Here is a 19,311-nt window from a genome sequence, read left to right as displayed (position 1 = left end):
TTTGAATAAAATGGAACATACAAAGGAGAAGTCTATTTTTTACCCACCAGGTGGGATTTTGATATGGATTGTGATCTATCTTGAATTGATCACTTTTGGCTTAGCTATCATTGCTTTAGCAATGAGTGGAGCAGCGGACAGGGAGGCTTTTCATCAGGATAGTGAACAGTTAAACCGAACGATCGCATTGATCAATACGATATTACTACTTACTGCGGGGTATTTAGCGGCAAAGGGAGTACAACAGTTCAAGTTGCAGCAGATTCAGAAAAGTGAGTGTAACTTGTTATGGGCTATTTTGTGTGGGTGTGGTTTTTTACTGTTGAAATGCTTCGAGTATTTTCAGAAACTAGAATTGGGCTTGGGTATGGATGCGAGCACTTTCTATATGTTTTATTGGTTGCTTACCGGGTTTCATTGGGTACACGTGTTGGTAGGTCTCGTTATACTGGTCGCCATACGTCGTAATATAATTAAGATAAAAGCAGATGCTGTAGCAATAGAGGATGTAGAAGCGGGAGTTACTTTCTGGCATTTGTGTGATTTGATATGGTTATTTCTGTTTCCTGTGCTTTATATGCTGTTTTAACTATGATGCAAAAATCCCTAACATATACTTATATTCTCTTGGTGCTATTGACCATTGGGGGAGTTGCACTTGGATCTATGCCCGTATCGGGTGTTATCGTGATTTTTATACTAAGTTTGTCTTTTTTAAAGGCAATGCTCGTTGCTTTTCAGTTTATGGAGCTAAAAATTGCGCATTCGTTTTGGAAGTATGCGATGCTTTTATTCGGGTTGATAGTTGTAGTGACGGTAGCTATATTACTCGTTTAGAAAAGTGTTTTTACCGAATAATAAGTTAAAAAAAAACATCAAAATATGATTTTAATCATATTACGTAGTATAAGGTAATTCGTTCCTTTGTATTGGAATAAAGATATTTTTTGAAATTGAATAATCACAGTTAAATTATATTCCAATGAAACTAAAACAATTATTGCTTTGTGTATCTACTGCGGCTTTGGTGGTTGTAACCGTTAGTTGTAAACAGAAATCCGAAACGACCAAAGATTCTACGACAATGGAGGTAATTGGTGAACCGCAAATCGCAGAAGTGACCGCTGCCCCTAACGTACCTGCGCCTGTCGGTAAGCGTGGCCCTCAAAAATGGATTGTGAATCTCGAGACGACCGAGATAGAAACCGAGATTGCCGATGGTGTCAACTATACATTCTGGACGTTCAACAATGTTGTACCCGGCAGTTTTATACGTATTCGGGTGGGCGATGAGGTCGAGCTGAGGTTGAAAAATGCTTCTAACAGTGTTTTACCTCACAATATTGACCTTCATGCCGTGACTGGCCCTGGAGGGGGGGCGGAAGCATCCACTGCTGCTCCAGGTAAAGAGGCGTTGTTCCACTTTAAAGCGATAAACCCCGGTCTGTACGTATACCACTGTGCGGCGCCTCCTGTGCCGATGCATATCGGTAACGGGATGTACGGATTGATCCTCGTAGAACCCGAGGGTGGATTGGAGCCTGTAGATAGAGAATACTATATTATGCAGGGAGATTTCTACACTAAGGCTTCAGCAGCTAAGGCAGGACTGTTAGAGTTTGATAATGATAAAGCTGTACTCGAGCATCCTGACTATGTGTTGTTTAATGGAAAGAAGGGGTCCTTGCTGGGTAAGAATATGTTGGAAGCCAAAGTTGGAGAGACAGTACGGTTGTTTGTGGGAAATGGTGGACCTAATCTTACATCTTCTTTTCACGTAATTGGTGAGATATTCGATAATGTGTATCAAGAGGGTGGAACGAAGGTAACACACAACGTTCAGACAACGATGGTGCCTGCCGGTGGATCTGCTATCGTAGAATTTAAGGTTGAGGTGCCAGGCGAATATGTACTGGTAGACCACTCTTTATCAAGAGCCTTTGATAAAGGCGCTATTGGTAAACTTAAAGTAACAGGAGACGAAAATCCGAAAGTATTTGAGAAGCTGGGTAAGTAATTAGCTTATCATAGATCGCCGTATAAAATGACTAACCGCGTTTTGTTTTTCTGCTTTATCCTTGGCTTGTCTTCTTGTGGTAGGAAGGATAGTTCGCACACGGTAGATGCTGAGCTGCGATCAGATCAGACTGCGACAATATTGCCAATAACCCCCACCGTGAATATGCGCTATATTCCCGGTGGGGAATACTTGCCTTTTTACGGAGCAATTGATACCAACAGAGTTAAAGTTCCTCCATTTCTGATCGATGAACGGGCTGTTACAAATCAGGAGTTTTTAGATTTTGTAACGGTTAACCCGAAGTGGAGAAAATCACAGGTGATGAAGATTTATGCGGATACAGCTTACCTGACCAAATGGCCTTCTGATCTGGAACTACCTAAAGGAGCCAAACCTGATGCTCCGGTGTGCTATGTTTCGTGGTTCGCCGCCAAGGCGTTCGCTAAGAGTGTGGGCAAGCGATTGCCCAAGTTGGACGAGTGGGAGTTTATAGCGATGGCCGATACGGACACGCCTAATGCGAGAGGTAAAAAAGAATATTCTACGGGGATTATAGACTTATATCTAGTTAAAAATAGACAGTACCAGTCCGTGAAGAAGGGGGTGCCAAACTATTGGGGGGTCTATGATATGTTTGATTTGATCTGGGAGTGGACCGATGATTTCAATTCCATATTGAGTGTCGGTGATTCTAGGACAGGTGCGATAGAGGGAGGAAGCCTATTCTGTGCGGCAGGAGCAACAAGTGCTACTGATGTCTCTAACTATGCGGCATTTATGCGTTTTGCTATGCGTACTTCGGTAAAGGCAAACTACGCTATCGCTAACCTTGGATTCCGATGTGCCAAGGACACGATATTAGCTCCGATCGTAAATGTGGAATGACTAATAACATGATAAAATAATGATGATGAAGCAAACGATATTTATATTACTTTCTGTTTTATTGCTTACGGCCTGTACCAATAGCGAGAGCAAGGAACAATCTTCAAGTTCTATTTTCAATCTGACCTCGGAATGGAAAAATCAAAATGATGTGTGTTTACAGCTTAAGGATCTCAAGGGTAAGACGCTGGTGGTGGTTATGATTTACACCTCTTGTAAGACAGCTTGTCCTATCTTGGTTTCGAAGATGAAGCAGATCGATGAGAAGATTGATAGATCGATGATTGACGATGTTTCTTTGGTATTGGTATCGATAGACCCGAAGACGGATACACCGGAACACCTAAAGAAGTTTGCAATTGCTAACGATATGTATGCCTCGCAATGGGTATTCCTGACATCGGACGAAGATAATACACAGGAGTTTGCAAATGTACTATCAATGAAGTACAAGCAGATTTCGCCAATCGATTTTTCACATTCTAATATTATTTCAGTATTCGATTCTTCAGGAGAATTAGTGAAGCAAGAAGAGGGATTAGAAATAGATGTAGACAAGGTTGTAACAGTCGTGAGCAAAACTGTTAAAGGAGAGCTGTAACGGACTTTATAACAGATGAGATGGTTGTTCATTTATAACCTTAGAAAACAAATGATTTACATATGAAACGAGATATTCTAAACCGAGGGGATATTGAACTGGTGGTGACACAGTTTTATGAAAAGGTGAGGGCTGAACCTATTATTAATTCATTCTTTACAGAGGTGGTGCAGGTCGATTGGGATAAGCACAATGCGTTGATGTGTGATTTTTGGGAAAATATACTGTTTTATACAGGTGACTATGGGGGTAATCCGCTAGAGACACACAAGCGGATAAATGCAATACGAAAGACAGAAGATACACATTTTAGAAAATGGGAAAGCCTTTTTTTTGATACTGTCGATAGTCTTTTCGAGGGGGCGAACTGTCAAAAGATAAAGTTACATGCAAGGGGTATTGCAGGAATAATGCAACAAAAGATATAGCGTTAGTTATAAAATAACTTATGCTTTTTGATAACGATTTTGCCCTCTTCGGACATTCGTCTCAATGTACGGATTACGGTTTCGGTACGTAGGCCAGTAAAATGGGCGATTTCTTGTCTGGTATAAGGTATTGGGCAATTATTGTTCAGATTATCGCGTTCTTTTATGATCGTAAGGATACGAATTATTTTTTCTTCCGGTGTCCGAGCGAGCCATATTTGTGCAAATGAGGCCTTGGTGTAGATACGTTCGGCAAAGGTATATAGAAAATTTTCCTTTATTTCGGGGAAGTCATGCAGAATATTAAAAAAGGTTTCTCTGCGAAGCCTAATGATGATACTATCTTTGGTTGCTTGAGCGGTGCAAGGATAGGGCAAACCTAAAAGCAATGGGGGTTCACCGAAACTTTGTCCGTCAGTGAATGTTCCTTGCACGAGCTCTTTATCGGACTCATTGGTCGAGTATAATTTTACATTTCCCTCAACAAGTTGATAGTAATGATAGGCCGGATCTCCTTCCCAAAATAGGTATTCGTTCTTCTTGATTTTCTTGGCGATACCGCCATATGTTATTAAAATATCTTGGTTTATTTGCACGGTACGAATCTTCTAATGGAGGGACTTACCGTGTTTATGTTTCAAAACACGGTAAGTATCTGTCTATTCAACAATAAAATTTCCTTTCATAATCGCGGCGTGCCCCGGAAAAGAACATAAGAAAGTATATGTTCCTTTGGGAGGAGCAACAAATTCTATTTCTGTAGTCTCTCCTCCACCAATGGTTTTGGTGTGAGCGATCACATCGCTTTGCATCGATGCAGGGATATAGTCGTTGTCTTTTGCTGCTACGGCTTCAGCAGCAAATTTCGTGGCGTCTGTACCGGCTGCTAATAGGACAAAATTATGCCCCATACCAGTAACTGGGGCTTTGCCACTATGGGTTAAAGTTAGTTTTACGGTTTGTCCTTCTTTTACTAAGATTTCGGTTTTGTCAAACTTCATGTCATCCCCACCCGAGATTGCTACAGTTGCAATGCTACCCGCGTCTGCAGGTGTGGCGCTTTCGGTACTCTCAGTGCTTTCTGTTGGTGTACTTTCCTGGGTTGCAGTCTCTTCATTTTTCGTGGCATTGTTGCAAGCTGTGAAAAGCAAAGCTAAGGTTGCGACTGTTAAAATTGTTTTTTTCATTGGAATTAATTGTTGGGTTTTAATGTACTCCTTAAAATTGACAAAGCTTCTTTTTTTGAAGCTAGATATAGTACAAAGTTAGTTGTGTGCATCTAACTCTATTATGACCTCAATCATAAAGCAAAGAATTTTTTTATGAATTTCGGATAGATGGATTAGATCTCCAATCAGTGTAACTAGTAAATGCTCTCAATGTTGAAATGCAAGAGAGTTTAAAGTAATCTTCGAATAGTGTGGTTTCTTATCCGTTGCGGATAAGGGCATTGATATTCTGCACTAGATGTAGAAGTTGACTTTTTTTATAACGCCTCTTTGGAAAGTGGAGCTATAGACAGCGCTAACATGGGGAAATATTGTTATAATAGCATAAATAATATTAGTTTTATCCCATTTCCTTCTTTGAATGAATAATGTATGAGCGTCGGATTCTTTCAATATGCAGTTGTTTGGCGTAATAAAAATGCTAATTTATCTAATATCGAATCGAAAATAAAGAATGAAAAATTCGATTTGTTGGTCTTGCCAGTGGCACTTGTAGTCGTAGAGAAAGTAGAGGAGATTAGGGGATCGATTCGAACAATAAGGCCGTATCGTACATGGTTGATACGGCCTTTTTTAGAAGGTTTTACTTTTTTTGCATCACCTTTTCTAGTTCGTGTTCTACTGCTTCGCCACGCAGGTTTTTAGCAATTATCGTACCGTCTGGCGCGATAAGGTAATTGGATGGAATGGCTTTAACAGCATATTTGTCTGCGGTATTATTTGGGGATGTAGGAGCCGAATCAATAAGTTGAGGCCAGCTCATTTTATCGTTTTTTATAGCTTTGAGCCATTTGTCCCGGTCTTTTTCGTTGTCTATCGAGATACCGATGATCGTAAAGTTGTTGTTTTTGTACTTATCGTACGCTTTGACCAGTGTAGGGTTCTCGGCACGGCATGGACCACACCAAGATGCCCAAAAATCTATTAGGACATAGCTCCCGGCATAATCGGCTAAGCTCAATTGTTTATTATTGCAATCATAAAGCGTAAATTCTGGAGCGCGTTGGCCTACCGCTGTCGCTTTTGTAGCTGCAATAGCCTGTGTCAGTGCCTGTGCGGCTTTAGATTCTCGAAGAGAAGGTGATAGTATGTCTATCAATGGCTGTATCTTGGCGATATCTATCCGATAGCCGGCAATATCTTCTATAGCCTGAAGAGAGAAAAATGAATTTGGATTCATGTTGATATACCTTATCTGCGCACCTTCTTTGTCCTGTTTGATGTTTTGGATTTTAACCTCTAAAGTTGAGATTAGTACCTTATCTTTCTTTTGATCAGAAGAAAGTTTTCGGTAGGTCGCTTGAAGTTCCTGCAGTTTTTGTTCGTAAGGGGCTAGAATGTTTTTGTAACGGTTGTATTCAGCATTGATCCGGGCACCGCTAATGTGGGCGGTGCTTATAGAATCTTCGATCGTTAAGGTCACTGTTCCTCGGTCTAGGTAAAGGGATCTTGCATCTACACCTTTGGACGATCCTCCTTTTACAAGATCCGATTGGAATCGCAGATAGGCCTGTTGTACCCCCTCGGTGACACCCGAAAATATAAAAAGTCCTTTTTTTACTGCTGTGGTATCGTTCTGTAATTTACCATCTTGGTAAAAACTCATATAGACCTTACCCGAAACGGTGGTATCTCTGAACTGTCCTTTGAGCTGATATTTGTTTTCGGGCATCATAATGCCACTCATGAATGTAACGATGTCCTTATCTTGTTCTGTGGTTAGTTCCTTGGCTTTATGGAATGCTGTACGCATCTTGTCCGGATCACCTAGATAATGGTAAGCCAAAGCGAGTGTAAACAGGTTACCGAAATCCTTCGAACTTTCGATCTGCGGATAGTTCACGACCCATGATGTTACTTTACGCTGTAGCTCGGGCTGAAGCCCCTCTTGTATCAAAAGTCCCATAGCGGATGAAAGGCGTATCTTTGTATCGATATACTGACAGGTATCCAGAAAGTTAACTTTCATCTTGTAAAAATCTTGTTCGCGCGGAATGTTGAAGAGATAGGTGGACTGCTGTGCACCCGGTTTGTCAAAATACTTGGGGATCTGGTTGAGCACGTCTACAAATGCATCGACATTCTTGGCTGTAATCGCTGCTTGGAGATCGGGAAATAAGGCATATGCCATCTTGGACTCCAGTGAACTACCAAATTTGTTCTTATAAATACCGTAATTTTCTTTGAAGTGTTTTAGGTATTTAGGTGGTATCTCGTAGGTTCGTAGCACGGCCCATGAGGTCTCGGAAAATAGGTCTTTTTGTCGGTCTAGGTATTTTTGGACAGTTGTGGAATCAGCTTTTTCTTGCTCACTTTTAGGTCCGAATGACCGGAGATAAAAGTCGGGATAGTTTACGTATTTCTTGAGAGAGAATCCAGACAGGTACTGTTGCGGTTGTTGGACGGCATCGAGCAGCCATTGATTAAAAAGTGGAGCATCTTTGTATCCCGCATCCATACGGTGGACTCTGAAAGAAGGCTCTATTATAAGAAATGTAGGATACGAACGGATGATATACCGCGCAGCCAGCACTTTGCCCAACGCATCTTTCTCGGCGTCGAGCTTGACCACAACATAATGATCCTGTAATGTCTTGCTGACCGTAGGATCTGGAAAGACATGGGCATCCATCATTTTGCAGGGACCGCACCAAGAAGTATAGAAATCGATAAGGATCAATTTGCGCTCTCGCTTGGCTTGGTCTAAAATGGTGATCCACTGCTTATCGACAGACTTGCTCGGCTTTTGGGCATGTAGCACTGTGCTACATGCCATAATAAAAAAGCATATCGTTAATAGTCTATGTATTAAATTCATGAATAGTCTGTTTAATTAAATTGTCGTAATGGGCAGTTTGCAATGACTTTACGGATGCGTAATACCTGCTCGTAACTGACCGTAGAAGAGGCAGTCGTCTCGTCCATAATATTGAAGGAGTCGTAATAGATTTTAGTAGGGCTACTGGCCGAAGTAACCGTCCATTTCTCAGGTCTGATGGACGAAACCTGGTAGGTATAGGTATCGCTGCAGAAATCTACATCTTCTTTGCCAACAGGGAGTGTTGCCCCGCTTTGTTTGGTCGGTAAAAGACCAAAAAACTGTCCTATAACATTTTCAATACGTGGGCTTTCGCCACCTGCGATATTAAAGATATTATTAATATTTAACATAATACCTGCCTGAATTGGATTGGTAAAAGTGATTTTTGACGGATCTGCTGAATAGGTCAAGTTTAGCCCTTCAATAGTGGCTGTAGTATTGCTCTTGTAAGCAGGTAGTGTAGTGTATGTCGATGTATTGGTGTTGCACAACCAGACATTAAGGGTTTTCAGTGGTTCTGTGACAGAATTTGTCAGAATATACTTATTTACCTCAGGCGGAGTCAGTACACCCACATTTTTAACAATCCGTTGTTTGAGGACAAATTTTATTTTAGAATCGACACCAACAGGATTTGGGGAATGAGTATTGGAAAATACCTTGTTCAGCCGATCGACCATTCCCTGTAAAAATTCTGTGGAAATACCATTGGCCATATCCATTTGCGCAGGTGTATGCAATATGTGAAAATTGATGGGTACAGTGATGTTCGTAAAATTGTTCGTGGGTTTATTGACCAATTTTACGGCTACGGGCTTACTTGTTATACTACCAATGTTGGCCGTAAAGCTGATGGATCCATTGTCTATTTGACTGGTTTTGTAAACTGTCCCTTCGATACGCTCATTTTTTGAACTAGTGATCTCGATTTGTTCGGGTTTTAGCTTGTCGATGTTAAAGGCTACGGTATCTTTTTTACCTTCACTATCGATAATCTCCATAAAAGCTTTTACTTTGAATGTAAGTGCAGCCTGACCATCGGCGATCAGGACGGGAGAGTTGGGATGTAACTGTACTTCGATGATCTTTTCTGGTCCTGCCGATTCGAGGTATGAGGTGAAAGCCTCTTTCTTACAGGAATATAATGTTGTGGCGAGCACGATGAACGTGGCAATTTTTTTCATGTTTTCTAAATTAAAAATAGTGTACATACAAATTTGATTTACAGATTGCCCCAACCTGGATTCTGCTGGATTTTATTGTACTGTAGTTCCTCTTCTAATGGGATGGGAAAACAAAAACGGTGATCTCCATCTGCTAAGGTGTACATACTGTTGTCGTTTTTGTCTAATGCTTTTCGCTGCCATCCTTTTTGGGTACGGGTCAGGTCTAGCCAGCGCATGTCATCTTCAAAGCAAAATTCTTTTCTGCGTTCAGTCATGATTGCACTTAATACATCTTCGCCCTTATATTGATAGTCTTGTACACGAGTTTTCATGAAATTTTCGTACCAGCTTTTAGCTTCAGTAGCATCGCCTTTGCGCGCATAAGACTCCGCTATAATAAGATGGAGTTCTGCCATTCTGAAAATAAAGTTCATGTCAAGGCCATAGGAATCTGGGTGCTCAAACTTGGTGATACCTTTCTTGTCATTAAAAAAGTAGGTTTTGCGTATATCCTTCTCATCGTATAGTTCATAAAGCTGTTGTGTCGAATACATAATTGTACTTGCTCCATACATGGGGATACCTATGATACTTTGTAATCCTTTGCTAGGAGTGGAGTAAACATGTACCATCAGAGCAAATGGCTGATCTTTGTAGAATCCTGTCCCACTCGAGGACGACATAGGGTCGTAGTTGTCAAGCGTCTCCAGCTGTCTGCCTTCCATGGCTTTCTTAGCGTGGGCAATGGCTAGATCGTAATCTCCGCTAACACCAGCTGCAGAACCGCCTTTGTAATGATAGACCTGGGCAAGTATAGCATTTATTATCTTTTTGTCGTAGTAAATCGAATAGCTATCTTTGGGAGCTGTGCTGTAGTTCAATACTTCATTGAGCTCGGCTATAATGATGTTGTAGGTCTCGGCCTGTGTCTTACGGTTGGACTCGTAGTTTCCGACAGCTTCGGCGTCCAGGTTTATCGGGAGTCCCAGTTCGGCTACTTGATAAGGAGCGAAATACTGCATCAGCTTAAATAGGTATCTTGCTCGAAGTACCTTTGCTTCGCCAGCGATCAGATTGTATTCATCCTGACTGATATTCTTTAGACGTCCCAGTTCGGTGAGGATGGTATTGAAAAAACCGATATTCTTATAATATTCTTTCCATATAATACCAGGAGAAGTAGGTTCTTGCCAGTTCAGACTGTTATTAAATATCGCACGGTTATTCCGGCCAAAGGGATTGGTTAAGTAGCGCTCGTAGTCCAAGTCGTCACTATAAAACTGGAAGACCATCTTTGCCGTATTGTTTTTGTAAGGAATAGTGGTTCCAGCCAAAGTATGGTTCATGGTTACAAAGCCTTTGAGATAGGATCCCATAAGTGCTTTGACATCGTCGTAGGTTTTGATGGCTAATACATTCGTCGGTTCTACTTCGAGGTATTTTTCGCAAGAAGTACTTAAACTTAGTATAATAATCATCAGAAAACCAATGCCTGATTTTATCTTATTTTTGATAATTAGGTGATTTATTGTTTTCATCTTCATTTCGTGTTAATCAAACGTTGCTAATTTAGAAGCCTATATTTAATGTAGCCGTGTATTGACGTGTGACAGGGTAATTGAATTCGCCCATTAAAGATGGATCTATACCTGCATAACTGGATAGGGTGAATAGGTTCCTGCCATTGAGACTGATTCTCGCGGTGTTGAATCCCCATTTTTTGAGAAGGTCTGGCTTGATATTATAGCCTAGTGTAACAACACTGGCACGTAGGTAATTCCCTTTTTCAAGCTGTACATCATACATATAGCGATTGAATGCATTGTTGATTGTCCCAATCTCCGGTACATTGGTGTGATCGCCAGGTTGTCTCCAATGATAAATATCATTAGTATGTCTGTTTTTCGAGTTTAACGTTTGGAAGGTATTGAATGAACGTATTTTATGACCTACTTTAAACTCGAAGTTAGTACTGAATAGAAACTGCTTCCAGTTTACCGATGTACCGAATCCACCCACTATTGGCGGATGTTGATTGCCAAGGTGGCTTGCTGCAGGAGCAGGGAGATTAAGCGTGACATTTCTTAACAATTCCATATCAAATAATGCCCCTTCTCTATCGTATATCATGGTGTGTCCATTTGCGGGGTTTACGCCAGCAAACTGATAACCGAACCAACTTCCTACGGAATAACCTTCGACAAACTCGCGTCCATTGGAAGGTGTCCGCAGCGGTAGATTTTCTAGAGAGGTGTAGTAAGTTTTTGAAAGTCTGTTGGTATTGAAAGCTACATTTCCTCGTACAAACCATTGAAGGTCTTTTTTGCGAATCAGTGTAGCGCCTAGATCGATCTCCAGTCCTCTGTTTAAGATATCAGCCACATTCTCGATGGCGTCATCTCTTCCCGAAGATAGCGGTAGGGCACGCTTATCTAATACATCTTGTGTGGTGTTGTGATAGTAATTGACCCCAAGCTCGATACGGCGATCAAAGGCAGCTATGTTAGCACCGAAGTTTATATCTTGTTTGGTCTGCCACTTGACATTGGGATTGGCAAAAATAAAGCTGCTAGGAACGGTCTGTCCATCATAAATTACGCTTTGTCCCAGTCGCATAACCACAAACGGGAATGCATTTTTATCGATGCTTCCAGTATAACCAAATCCTGCGCGTAGAGATAATTCATTGATAATGTCTATGTTTTGGAAGAAGTGCTCGTTATGTAGGTTCCAGCGACCACCGATGTTCCAAAGTGGCGTAAACTGATTTTTGTTGCCAATGATATCTGATCCATCATAACGTATTGCTCCGGTCAATATATAGCGGTCCGCATAGGAATATGACGCGTTAGCAAAAAAGGATGTCAATTTGTTGATGATCTTTCCTGTACCACCTAGATCGCTGTATTTGATGGATTCTGGATTGACCCCGCCCATCTCTGGAAATCCTATGATACGGTGGTCTCCATCGAATATAGGGGAGTAGTTGAAGGAGTTATATGCTGTTCTCGAGGTGATTTCCTGTCCTCCAAAGAGGGTCAAAAAGTGTTTCTCCTGAAAGGATTTACTGTATTGCAAGGTATTGCGAAAAGTATAGCCATCGGAGTAGGCGGTCCCTTCATTCAATGAACCACGTACATACTGTGGCGCTGTCTCGCCATTGTAGGTAAACCAATTGCGGATAAAATTGGTGTAGGTCTGTTCACCTTCGGCCACACGGCTGTTGTTTGAATTTACGTTGTACGTGCCATGTGTGATAAATTGTAGGCCGGGGGAGATTTCGTACTCCAATTTTAACGATACATCGGCGTCGATATACCTGCTTGTACTGGTATTGCGGTTTAAATCATCCAATATATTGAACTTGGGCCAAGCCAAGCCTGGGCGCAAGTTGCTAAGGGTCATGTCGTAACTTTGATCGTATGCATAGCTTCCGTCTGCATTGTATAATTTTTCGTAAGGATTGGCAAACATTGCATAGTTCAATGGGTTAATAGCACTTGCAGAGCTACGGTCATTTTTTAATGTAGAGGCCAAGCTACCCGTAATTCTAATCTTATCGCTGGGATCATGTGTCAATTTAATGCTCATCCCGGTACGGTCAAACTTATTATTGGGCTGTATGCCTTCTTCCTGTAGATGGTTTACGGATAGGTAGTGTTGTGTTTTTTCGGAACCACCAGACATGCTGAAACCGAGTTGGGTGTTTCTAGCAGGACTGAATATCTCTTTAAACCAGTCTGTGTTTGTCTTTGCGAGTTCGGCTATTTGCTGCTCGGCGTGGGCACTGCTAATGACACCGAGATCACTTTGTCTTAAAAGTTCGCTGACGCGTCCTGTTTTGCTCGCATTTAGGTCATTATGGATTTCGCGCTCAAATTGGATTTTTTGGTACGAGTTCATCATGCTGATATTGTTAATCGGGGCTGCCGTCACGCCATAATTCAAGGAGCCTGTAAACCGGGTTTTGCCGACTGTGCCTGATTTGGTCGTTACGACAATCACGCCGTTGGCGGCACGGGCTCCATAAATCGCCGTTGCAGCTGCATCTTTCAGAATAGTGATAGATGCGATATCATCGGGAGCTAAATTTCCGATACCTGTCGTAAATATAGTGGTCTGTAAATCTGTTGATCCGGAACGGATACTAGGTATCTCTCCTTGCATAGGCATACCATCTACGATCCAGATAGGTTCGGTATTTCCGGTCAAAGAATTGACCCCACGTATCTGAATCCTTGAGTCTTGGCCCGGACGACCGCTAGGGGTGGCGTTCAATCCGGAGACTGTTCCGATCAATATGTCATCAATACTGGTGAAGCCTTTGCCTTGGATATCGGCCGCTTTGATGGTCGATACAGTACCCGTCATGCGCTGTCTGTTGACCTGTTGGTAACCGGTGACTACTACTTGGTCAAGGCTTTCTTCAACTTGCTCCATTCTTACTGAAAAGTGTTCGTACTTCCTGACTGTAATTTCCTGAGTTTTGTACCCTACAGATGTAATGACTAGGACGGCATCAGGGGGCAAAGTGTTTAACACAAAATTTCCACTGGCATCGGACTGGGTGGTGATATTAGTCCCTTTGACTTTGATCGTAGCGCCAAGTATCACACTGCCATCTGTTCGGTTGTATACAGTCCCAGTAATACGCTGATATGATTGTGTAGGGGTACTTTTGGCTGTTAAAATTATGGTTTTGCTCTTTATTTCATAATTTAAAGGCTGATCTTTAAAACAGTGTTCTAACACATCGGGCAATGACATATTGTTGCTGTAGATGGAGACAGGCTTTGCCTTCTTTAATAATTGCTTATTATAGAAGAAGTCATATCCACTTTGTTTACCGATTTCAGTAATCACTGACTCCAGTGATTCGTTGGTCTTGTTAAGGTTGATTTTTTGCGCATATGTATTTGCGCTGACCTGAAATAAGGCTGTTGTTAGAAAAAAAAGAATTAACTTCATTGTCAACATAAATTTAATTAGGCCTTGATTCCTCCTGTCACACCTAATTAGTGGTTTAAAATTCATAATTTTGGATTACTTGGGTTTTATCTTTAATATATAGTCTATTTTTAGTTTTTCCCATTTTATATGGGAAGGGTAGGCCCAGGTCTTTAGCCAGGGGTGTTGGAAGCACCCTTGGTATCATTGAAGAGTCCACCTGTATTCGATTGTTGAAATTATTTCATAACGATAACACTCCTTCCTTTAATTTTTAAATGTACATTCCCGGTTGATTCTAGGATGCCGAATATTTCATCTATATGCTTATCTCGTGATATCTTGCCAAAATATGTCATGTTAGGGTCTGGCTTTGTTTCATAAACGATCTCGAAGTCATACCAGCGTGACAGTTTCATCATTATACTTTCCAAATTTTCATTAAACTTGAAATAGCCGTTTTTCCAGGCGATAATCTCTTCTAGATCTATATCTGAGGATATACTCATACGTCCATCTATGATTCGGAGCTGCTGTCCAGGTGCTAACGTTTTAGTATGCAGGTTGTTGGATACGGTTACTGCTCCTTCGAATAATGTCGTTCTGAATATAGATTCGGTATTGGGGTAAGCCATTACATTGAAGTGGGTACCAAGTACTTTTATTTCACCCATATCGGTCTTCACCATAAATGGACGGGCTTTGTCTGGGCTAACTTCAAAATAGGCTTCGCCTACTAGTTCGATGGTTCTACGGTCTGCTGCAAATTGAGTTGGATACCGGAGAGATGAAGCGGCATTGAGCCAAACTCGTGTACCATCTGATAATACCAGTTGATACTGCCCGCCACGAGGGGTGCTAAGGGTGAGTATTTGTGGAGATTGTCCCGGTAGGTCGGAGATTTGTGGCACTACACTTCCGTCATTGTAATTGACGGAGTTTTCAGAAAGAACGATGCCGCTCTGATCCGAATTTAGTACTATTGTACTACCATCGGCTAGTGTTAGGGTAGCTTTATTGCCACCTGGAACTATGGCTATGGGCGCTGCTACTCTGTTACTTTGGATAGCAGGGGTGGGCTGTTGGTACTTGTGTATTACCAAACCGATTACAGCGAGCAGAGAGGCCGCTGCGAATATCTTTTTCCACGTTGCTATACGTGAATTTTTTGGCTTTAGTGTTACTTCTGCGATATAACACCAACTTTCTTGACCTATACGGATTATATCTAGATGATCGTCATTTAACCTTTTGTCTTGTGTTTTTTTAACATAAGTCCGCTCGATAAGATTGCGCTCTTGTTCGGTACAGTTTTCTGAAAGATATCGATCAAATAGTTCTTTGGCTAGTTGCTTTTTTTCTTGCATAATTATAGTTAGTCACTATAAGGACACTTGACAGCAAGAGAGGGAGTACCCCACAGTAAAATAAAACTAGAATACAGCTAAAGCTTGCGGACGATTTCGGAAAGAACTATCCCAAGAGACAGGCTGTATTTGTCTAGGTTTGTTCGTAACTGCTTGATAGAGTTGGATATTTGTTTTTTTATTGTAGATTCTGAAGTGCCTAGCCTGGCGGCGATCTCTTTGTTGCTCATCATCTCCTTCCGACTCATTTCAAACACCTGTTTCATCCGGGGAGGCAATAGATTTATTTCTTCATCAATGATAGTCATCAATTCGCGTTCGCTTATGGCTTCTATCGTACTGTTGTCTATGTCGTTTAGCGATTCGGCTATAGTGTCAATGAATGCCGTTCCTATTTTGTTTTTTCGGATACGATTGAGTATTCGGTGCCTTGCTGATACATAGAGATACGCTCTTAGATTGGTCTTGATCTCGAGATGATCGGACTTATCCCAAAGGGTGATGAATAACTCCTGGATCACGTCTTTTGCCTCCTCCTCATTCTCTAAGATCTTATAAGCATGTAAGTATAGACTGTGCCAGTGTCTGACATAGATCTCCGTATACGCGCCCTCATTCTTCATTTTCAGCAGAAGGATGAGTTCCTGATCGGATATCTTTTCGTACCTATTTGTATTCATAAATTTTTCCAAATCCCTGTTCATCGCATTCTGTAGCATCCATCGCTTTGGGGTATGTTGTGGTTAGATATTATTAGTCGGCTAAGTTAAATATTTTTTACCAAAATAGTATTAATTGGAATGTTGTCGACCAAATGGTGTCGGTCTTTGAAATAAGTGAAGAAAGTTAGGGAGATACTGTCAAAGGCGTTCGGAATTGAGGGACTAAAGAAGGCTTTATACATCAGGTCTCGAGCGGATCGGGAGGTGAGCTTGTAAAAAGAGCGACTAAGGAAGTGGTTAATTGCAATTATTTTGATCTGTTGCTGCCATTCCTGCCAAAGGTCCAATAGGCAATCCATCCGAAGATTGTAGCTAGGAGTATGATCAGTATCCAGAGTAAGCGTTGTGTACTATAGAGTTTGGTGTTGTTTATGGCATGATACACGGTGTATATAAAAAAACACAACAGGGAAGTAAATAGGGCGAAAAGCGCTATAGAGTAAATGAATAGTATATCCATTTTTAAAATTATTTTTAAAATGTAAGATATTGACCGACAAAGGTAATGTTTAGATCTCAATGGAAGTACGGGAAACCGGAATTGATCAATGGATTGGTGATTAGGAGTACAAGATAGTTTTTTTGTGTCAATGCTTTTTTGTTGTATATATAGGCGTTTAAAAGATTTTTATGGATATTTTAATAAGTTTAAGACGCAGGGTGTTAACGTACAGGGGATTAATTCGTTCGAAGTAATAAAAGGGGCTATCTAACCTTTTTGGACAGACCCTTCAACATCAATCTTATCTTTTATCCCACCATACTTTGGAGAGAAAAGAATCGCTATTGCTCATGCGGCTCACAGCTTCCTTGTAATTAGCTTGATTCAACTCCGGGTCTTCGCTGGAGTTGATCCCACGTCTAGGAATCTGTCCGTTTGTAGAACCAGGATTTGGTCCTGGTGTAAGCTGCGGATACCCCATTCTACGCCATTCGGCAAATGCCTCCATATTACGACCGAAAAGATGTATCCATTTCTGCGTGCATATCTTCTCCATCTTCTCGGCATCGATTAGGTTGGTAAAACTTAAAGTGCCTTGCTCATAGGCGACAGGTAGCGTGGATAGATTGTAGGGAGGCAATGCAAAAGCAGCTTTTACCCCATCTACAAATAGGCCGTGCGCTTGACGCTTAGTGGATCCCCAACCTAGCAGCGCGGCTTCTGCTTTTTAAAAACAGATATCCGAATAGGTCAGTGCGTAGCTTGGAATAGGTGCAAAAGTCAAACTGAACCAGGTGTTTCTATTGGCAGTGGAGTAGTTTGCCCGGACGAGTTGTGATAGCTGATTGTCGGTAAGTGCGACTCCTATACCTTGGTAGGTAGTAGATCCCCTCATCGTGATCGGATGAGCCAATAAAGAAAGGCGTGGATTGTCATAAGCTTTTAACTTGTCGATCAACGTATTGGTTAGGTAGCGTAGATCGGCACTGCCCGTAGTAAATTGACGCAAAATTGGATTTTGGTTTTCGGCTTGCGCATTGTTAAAGGTTGCTACGGCAGCATTGTCTGAATTACTGGCTAGTAATCCGTAACTGGACGATAAGGCCGACGTTACGGTCTGTTGGGCTAGGCTAGCATTAGCATAGCGGATACGCATGTCAATACGAAGCTTGAGCGAGTTACCGAATTTTTTCCACTTGTCGATATTACCACCATAGAAAAAATCGGCTGTACCATAACTGATATCACCGGTTGTAAGTCTGTCAAGTGACTGATTTAGAGGTTGTACCAATACGGGGGTAGATATCTTCTTGTTTATCAAATTTGGGTGTACGATTGATAGCTTCGCTATTTTGGGTGACTCCGGAGAAGGGAATGTCGCCAAAGAGGTCGGTGAGACGTTGGTACAGATACACTTCGTAGATTTCGGCAATAGCTATCTTGCTATGTCCTGTGGGATCATTTTTTAGCCCTTTGAGTTCCTGTTTGATCTGACTGATGTTGCGGAGGAGCTAAAAATGTTGGCTTCAGATCGAATTTTCAGGTCGTTCAAAATACCGCGAAGCCGGAACAACTGGTCCGCCTGCCCAATGCTGTATCCAGGATCCGAATTTACTATTAGCAAGTTCACCGGACTCTTGAAATGTACAATCACGAAGGATGCGGGATAATAAAAGCGCGAGATCTACCGTAGTGACCGAGGTAGGGGGAGTATTGAGTCGCTCGAAATCTTTGGTGCAGGAGCTGTTGCTTGTAAATATCGCATCGGTATTTTTGGCCTTGGGTGGATCTGTCGTGCCAAATGTTGATAGGCTTCATCTTGTCCTTCGTAGAATTTATCGATAGGACTGTTATACCACTCAGCTTTGGGGAAGAAATCGTCCAGTGCTGTCGGTTTTTTTTCCAAATGACTTTCGATAGTAGCAGCCTCATGAGCGGTACATTCGCCTTTTAAATAGCGGTCTACGAGTTGTTTGGTTATCTTCATCGTATAGAATACGACGCAAATTTCCAATACCCCTAAAAGAAAATGAAAATAATTATAAATTGTAGAAGAAAGTGATAAAAAGCCTTATTTAAAGTTTGTAGGGCGAGGGAAATATGATTTTCGACAGTCTTGGGTGAAATTGATAATTGTTGTGCGATCTCTTTGTAACTCATGTTCTCATCCCTACTCATTCGGAATATAGTTCTTCGAACTTTGGGCATCTTATCGATGATACCATCTAGTTGCTGTTCTAATTCTTTGACGCAGTATATCGCTGACGGAGTGTCGTCGTGTGCCATAGGGTAGTCGGAATCGAGTGAGGGGCACTGTCTACGACGTTCTTCTTTTACGATGTCCAATAACACGCTTTTGGCAATACAAAAGAGTTGGGCTTCGACTTCTATGTCAATCTTTTTATGATATAAATTATTCCAAATTTTGATAAATTTGCGTTGTACGGTCTCTTCGGCAATTAAAAGTAGAACCCGTCTTGGATAGCGAATAATGATAGACCTTTCTGTTCCAAATCAGAAATATGTCTTGAAAATATGTTACTGTTATAGCGTCATTTTCACTCATGTTTCTAGACAGTGAATGTTTGCCGAAATTAGGCATAAGAACTGTTTTTCGATGACGCGCACGGATTAATTTTATATGAACTTTGTGTAAATTGGTATGTTTTAAGTTAGCAACTTT

Annotated in this window: 18 protein-coding genes and 1 pseudogene; 6 read left to right on the top strand and 13 right to left on the bottom strand. The window is 41.4% G+C overall.

Features of this window, described 5'->3' with window-relative positions:
- Positions 1–10: 10 nt before the first annotated feature.
- From G7B20_RS13035 to G7B20_RS13010, 6 genes are all read left to right on the top strand, one after another.
- Positions 11–589 carry a cytochrome c oxidase subunit 3 gene (locus tag G7B20_RS13035; RefSeq protein WP_164111851.1) on the top strand — a complete coding sequence of 193 codons (579 nt, stop codon included), beginning with the start codon at positions 11–13 and terminating at the stop codon, positions 587–589.
- Between the two features lie 2 nt (positions 590–591).
- Positions 592–837 (top strand): cytochrome C oxidase subunit IV family protein, encoded by a 246-nt coding sequence (locus G7B20_RS13030; protein ID WP_164111850.1) that lies wholly within the window; start codon positions 592–594, stop codon positions 835–837.
- A 145-nt stretch (positions 838–982) separates the two neighbouring features.
- A complete protein-coding gene (nirK, locus tag G7B20_RS13025; RefSeq protein ID WP_164111849.1) occupies positions 983–2,017 on the top strand; it encodes a copper-containing nitrite reductase in 1,035 nt (344 codons plus the stop codon).
- A gap of 27 nt (positions 2,018–2,044) precedes the next feature.
- Positions 2,045–2,905 (top strand): formylglycine-generating enzyme family protein, encoded by an 861-nt coding sequence (locus tag G7B20_RS13020; protein WP_164111848.1) that lies wholly within the window; start codon positions 2,045–2,047, stop codon positions 2,903–2,905.
- Between the two features lie 19 nt (positions 2,906–2,924).
- The gene (locus G7B20_RS13015; protein ID WP_205600219.1) at positions 2,925–3,506 is read left to right on the top strand and encodes an SCO family protein; all 582 of its coding nucleotides are present in this window, start codon (positions 2,925–2,927) and stop codon (positions 3,504–3,506) included.
- Between the two features lie 62 nt (positions 3,507–3,568).
- Positions 3,569–3,934, top strand: a complete 366-nt coding sequence (locus G7B20_RS13010; protein ID WP_164111847.1) for a group III truncated hemoglobin — start codon at positions 3,569–3,571, stop codon at positions 3,932–3,934.
- A gap of 2 nt (positions 3,935–3,936) precedes the next feature.
- Here G7B20_RS13010 and G7B20_RS13005 read toward each other — a convergent pair whose 3' ends face one another.
- The 13 genes and pseudogenes from G7B20_RS13005 to G7B20_RS12950 form a co-directional block, all read right to left on the bottom strand.
- A complete protein-coding gene (locus tag G7B20_RS13005) occupies positions 3,937–4,530 on the bottom strand; it encodes a Crp/Fnr family transcriptional regulator (protein ID WP_164111846.1) in 594 nt (197 codons plus the stop codon).
- 63 nt (positions 4,531–4,593) lie between these two features.
- Positions 4,594–5,121: a plastocyanin/azurin family copper-binding protein gene (locus G7B20_RS13000; protein WP_164111845.1), complete on the bottom strand. Its 528-nt coding sequence runs from the start codon at positions 5,119–5,121 to the stop codon at positions 4,594–4,596.
- Positions 5,122–5,746: 625 nt separating this feature from the next.
- Positions 5,747–7,981, bottom strand: a complete 2,235-nt coding sequence (locus G7B20_RS12995; protein ID WP_164111844.1) for a redoxin domain-containing protein — start codon at positions 7,979–7,981, stop codon at positions 5,747–5,749.
- A gap of 11 nt (positions 7,982–7,992) precedes the next feature.
- A complete protein-coding gene (locus G7B20_RS12990) occupies positions 7,993–9,168 on the bottom strand; it encodes a hypothetical protein (RefSeq protein ID WP_164111843.1) in 1,176 nt (391 codons plus the stop codon).
- A 38-nt stretch (positions 9,169–9,206) separates the two neighbouring features.
- Complete coding sequence (locus tag G7B20_RS12985) at positions 9,207–10,688, bottom strand: RagB/SusD family nutrient uptake outer membrane protein (RefSeq protein ID WP_164111842.1); 1,482 nt, start codon at positions 10,686–10,688, stop codon at positions 9,207–9,209.
- 31 nt (positions 10,689–10,719) lie between these two features.
- Positions 10,720–14,118, bottom strand: coding sequence for a SusC/RagA family TonB-linked outer membrane protein (locus G7B20_RS12980; RefSeq protein WP_164111841.1), 3,399 nt, complete (start codon positions 14,116–14,118; stop codon positions 10,720–10,722).
- Between the two features lie 218 nt (positions 14,119–14,336).
- Positions 14,337–15,464 carry a FecR family protein gene (locus G7B20_RS12975; protein WP_164111840.1) on the bottom strand — a complete coding sequence of 376 codons (1,128 nt, stop codon included), beginning with the start codon at positions 15,462–15,464 and terminating at the stop codon, positions 14,337–14,339.
- Between the two features lie 77 nt (positions 15,465–15,541).
- Positions 15,542–16,144, bottom strand: a complete 603-nt coding sequence (locus G7B20_RS12970) for an RNA polymerase sigma factor (RefSeq protein WP_164111839.1) — start codon at positions 16,142–16,144, stop codon at positions 15,542–15,544.
- Between the two features lie 289 nt (positions 16,145–16,433).
- Entirely contained in the window at positions 16,434–16,646 is a 213-nt protein-coding gene (locus tag G7B20_RS19785; RefSeq protein WP_164111838.1) for a PLDc N-terminal domain-containing protein, read from the bottom strand.
- 283 nt (positions 16,647–16,929) lie between these two features.
- Positions 16,930–17,919, bottom strand: a pseudogene (locus G7B20_RS12960) (SusD/RagB family nutrient-binding outer membrane lipoprotein).
- On the bottom strand, positions 17,891–18,118 hold the full coding sequence (locus G7B20_RS19620) for a SusD/RagB family nutrient-binding outer membrane lipoprotein (RefSeq protein ID WP_262886565.1): 228 nt from the start codon (positions 18,116–18,118) through the stop codon (positions 17,891–17,893). Before G7B20_RS19620 ends, G7B20_RS12960 begins: the two are co-directional and overlap by 29 nt.
- Positions 18,119–18,312: 194 nt before the next feature.
- Positions 18,313–18,615: a hypothetical protein gene (locus G7B20_RS12955; protein WP_164111837.1), complete on the bottom strand. Its 303-nt coding sequence runs from the start codon at positions 18,613–18,615 to the stop codon at positions 18,313–18,315.
- 32 nt (positions 18,616–18,647) lie between these two features.
- The gene (locus tag G7B20_RS12950) at positions 18,648–19,058 is read right to left on the bottom strand and encodes a sigma-70 family RNA polymerase sigma factor (RefSeq protein ID WP_240452749.1); all 411 of its coding nucleotides are present in this window, start codon (positions 19,056–19,058) and stop codon (positions 18,648–18,650) included.
- Between the last annotated feature and the right edge of the window lie 253 nt (positions 19,059–19,311).

Source organism: Sphingobacterium sp. xlx-96 (genome assembly GCF_011007365.1).
GTDB lineage: Bacteria > Bacteroidota > Bacteroidia > Sphingobacteriales > Sphingobacteriaceae > Sphingobacterium > Sphingobacterium luzhongxinii.
This window is presented reverse-complemented; position numbering and strand designations above follow the sequence as displayed.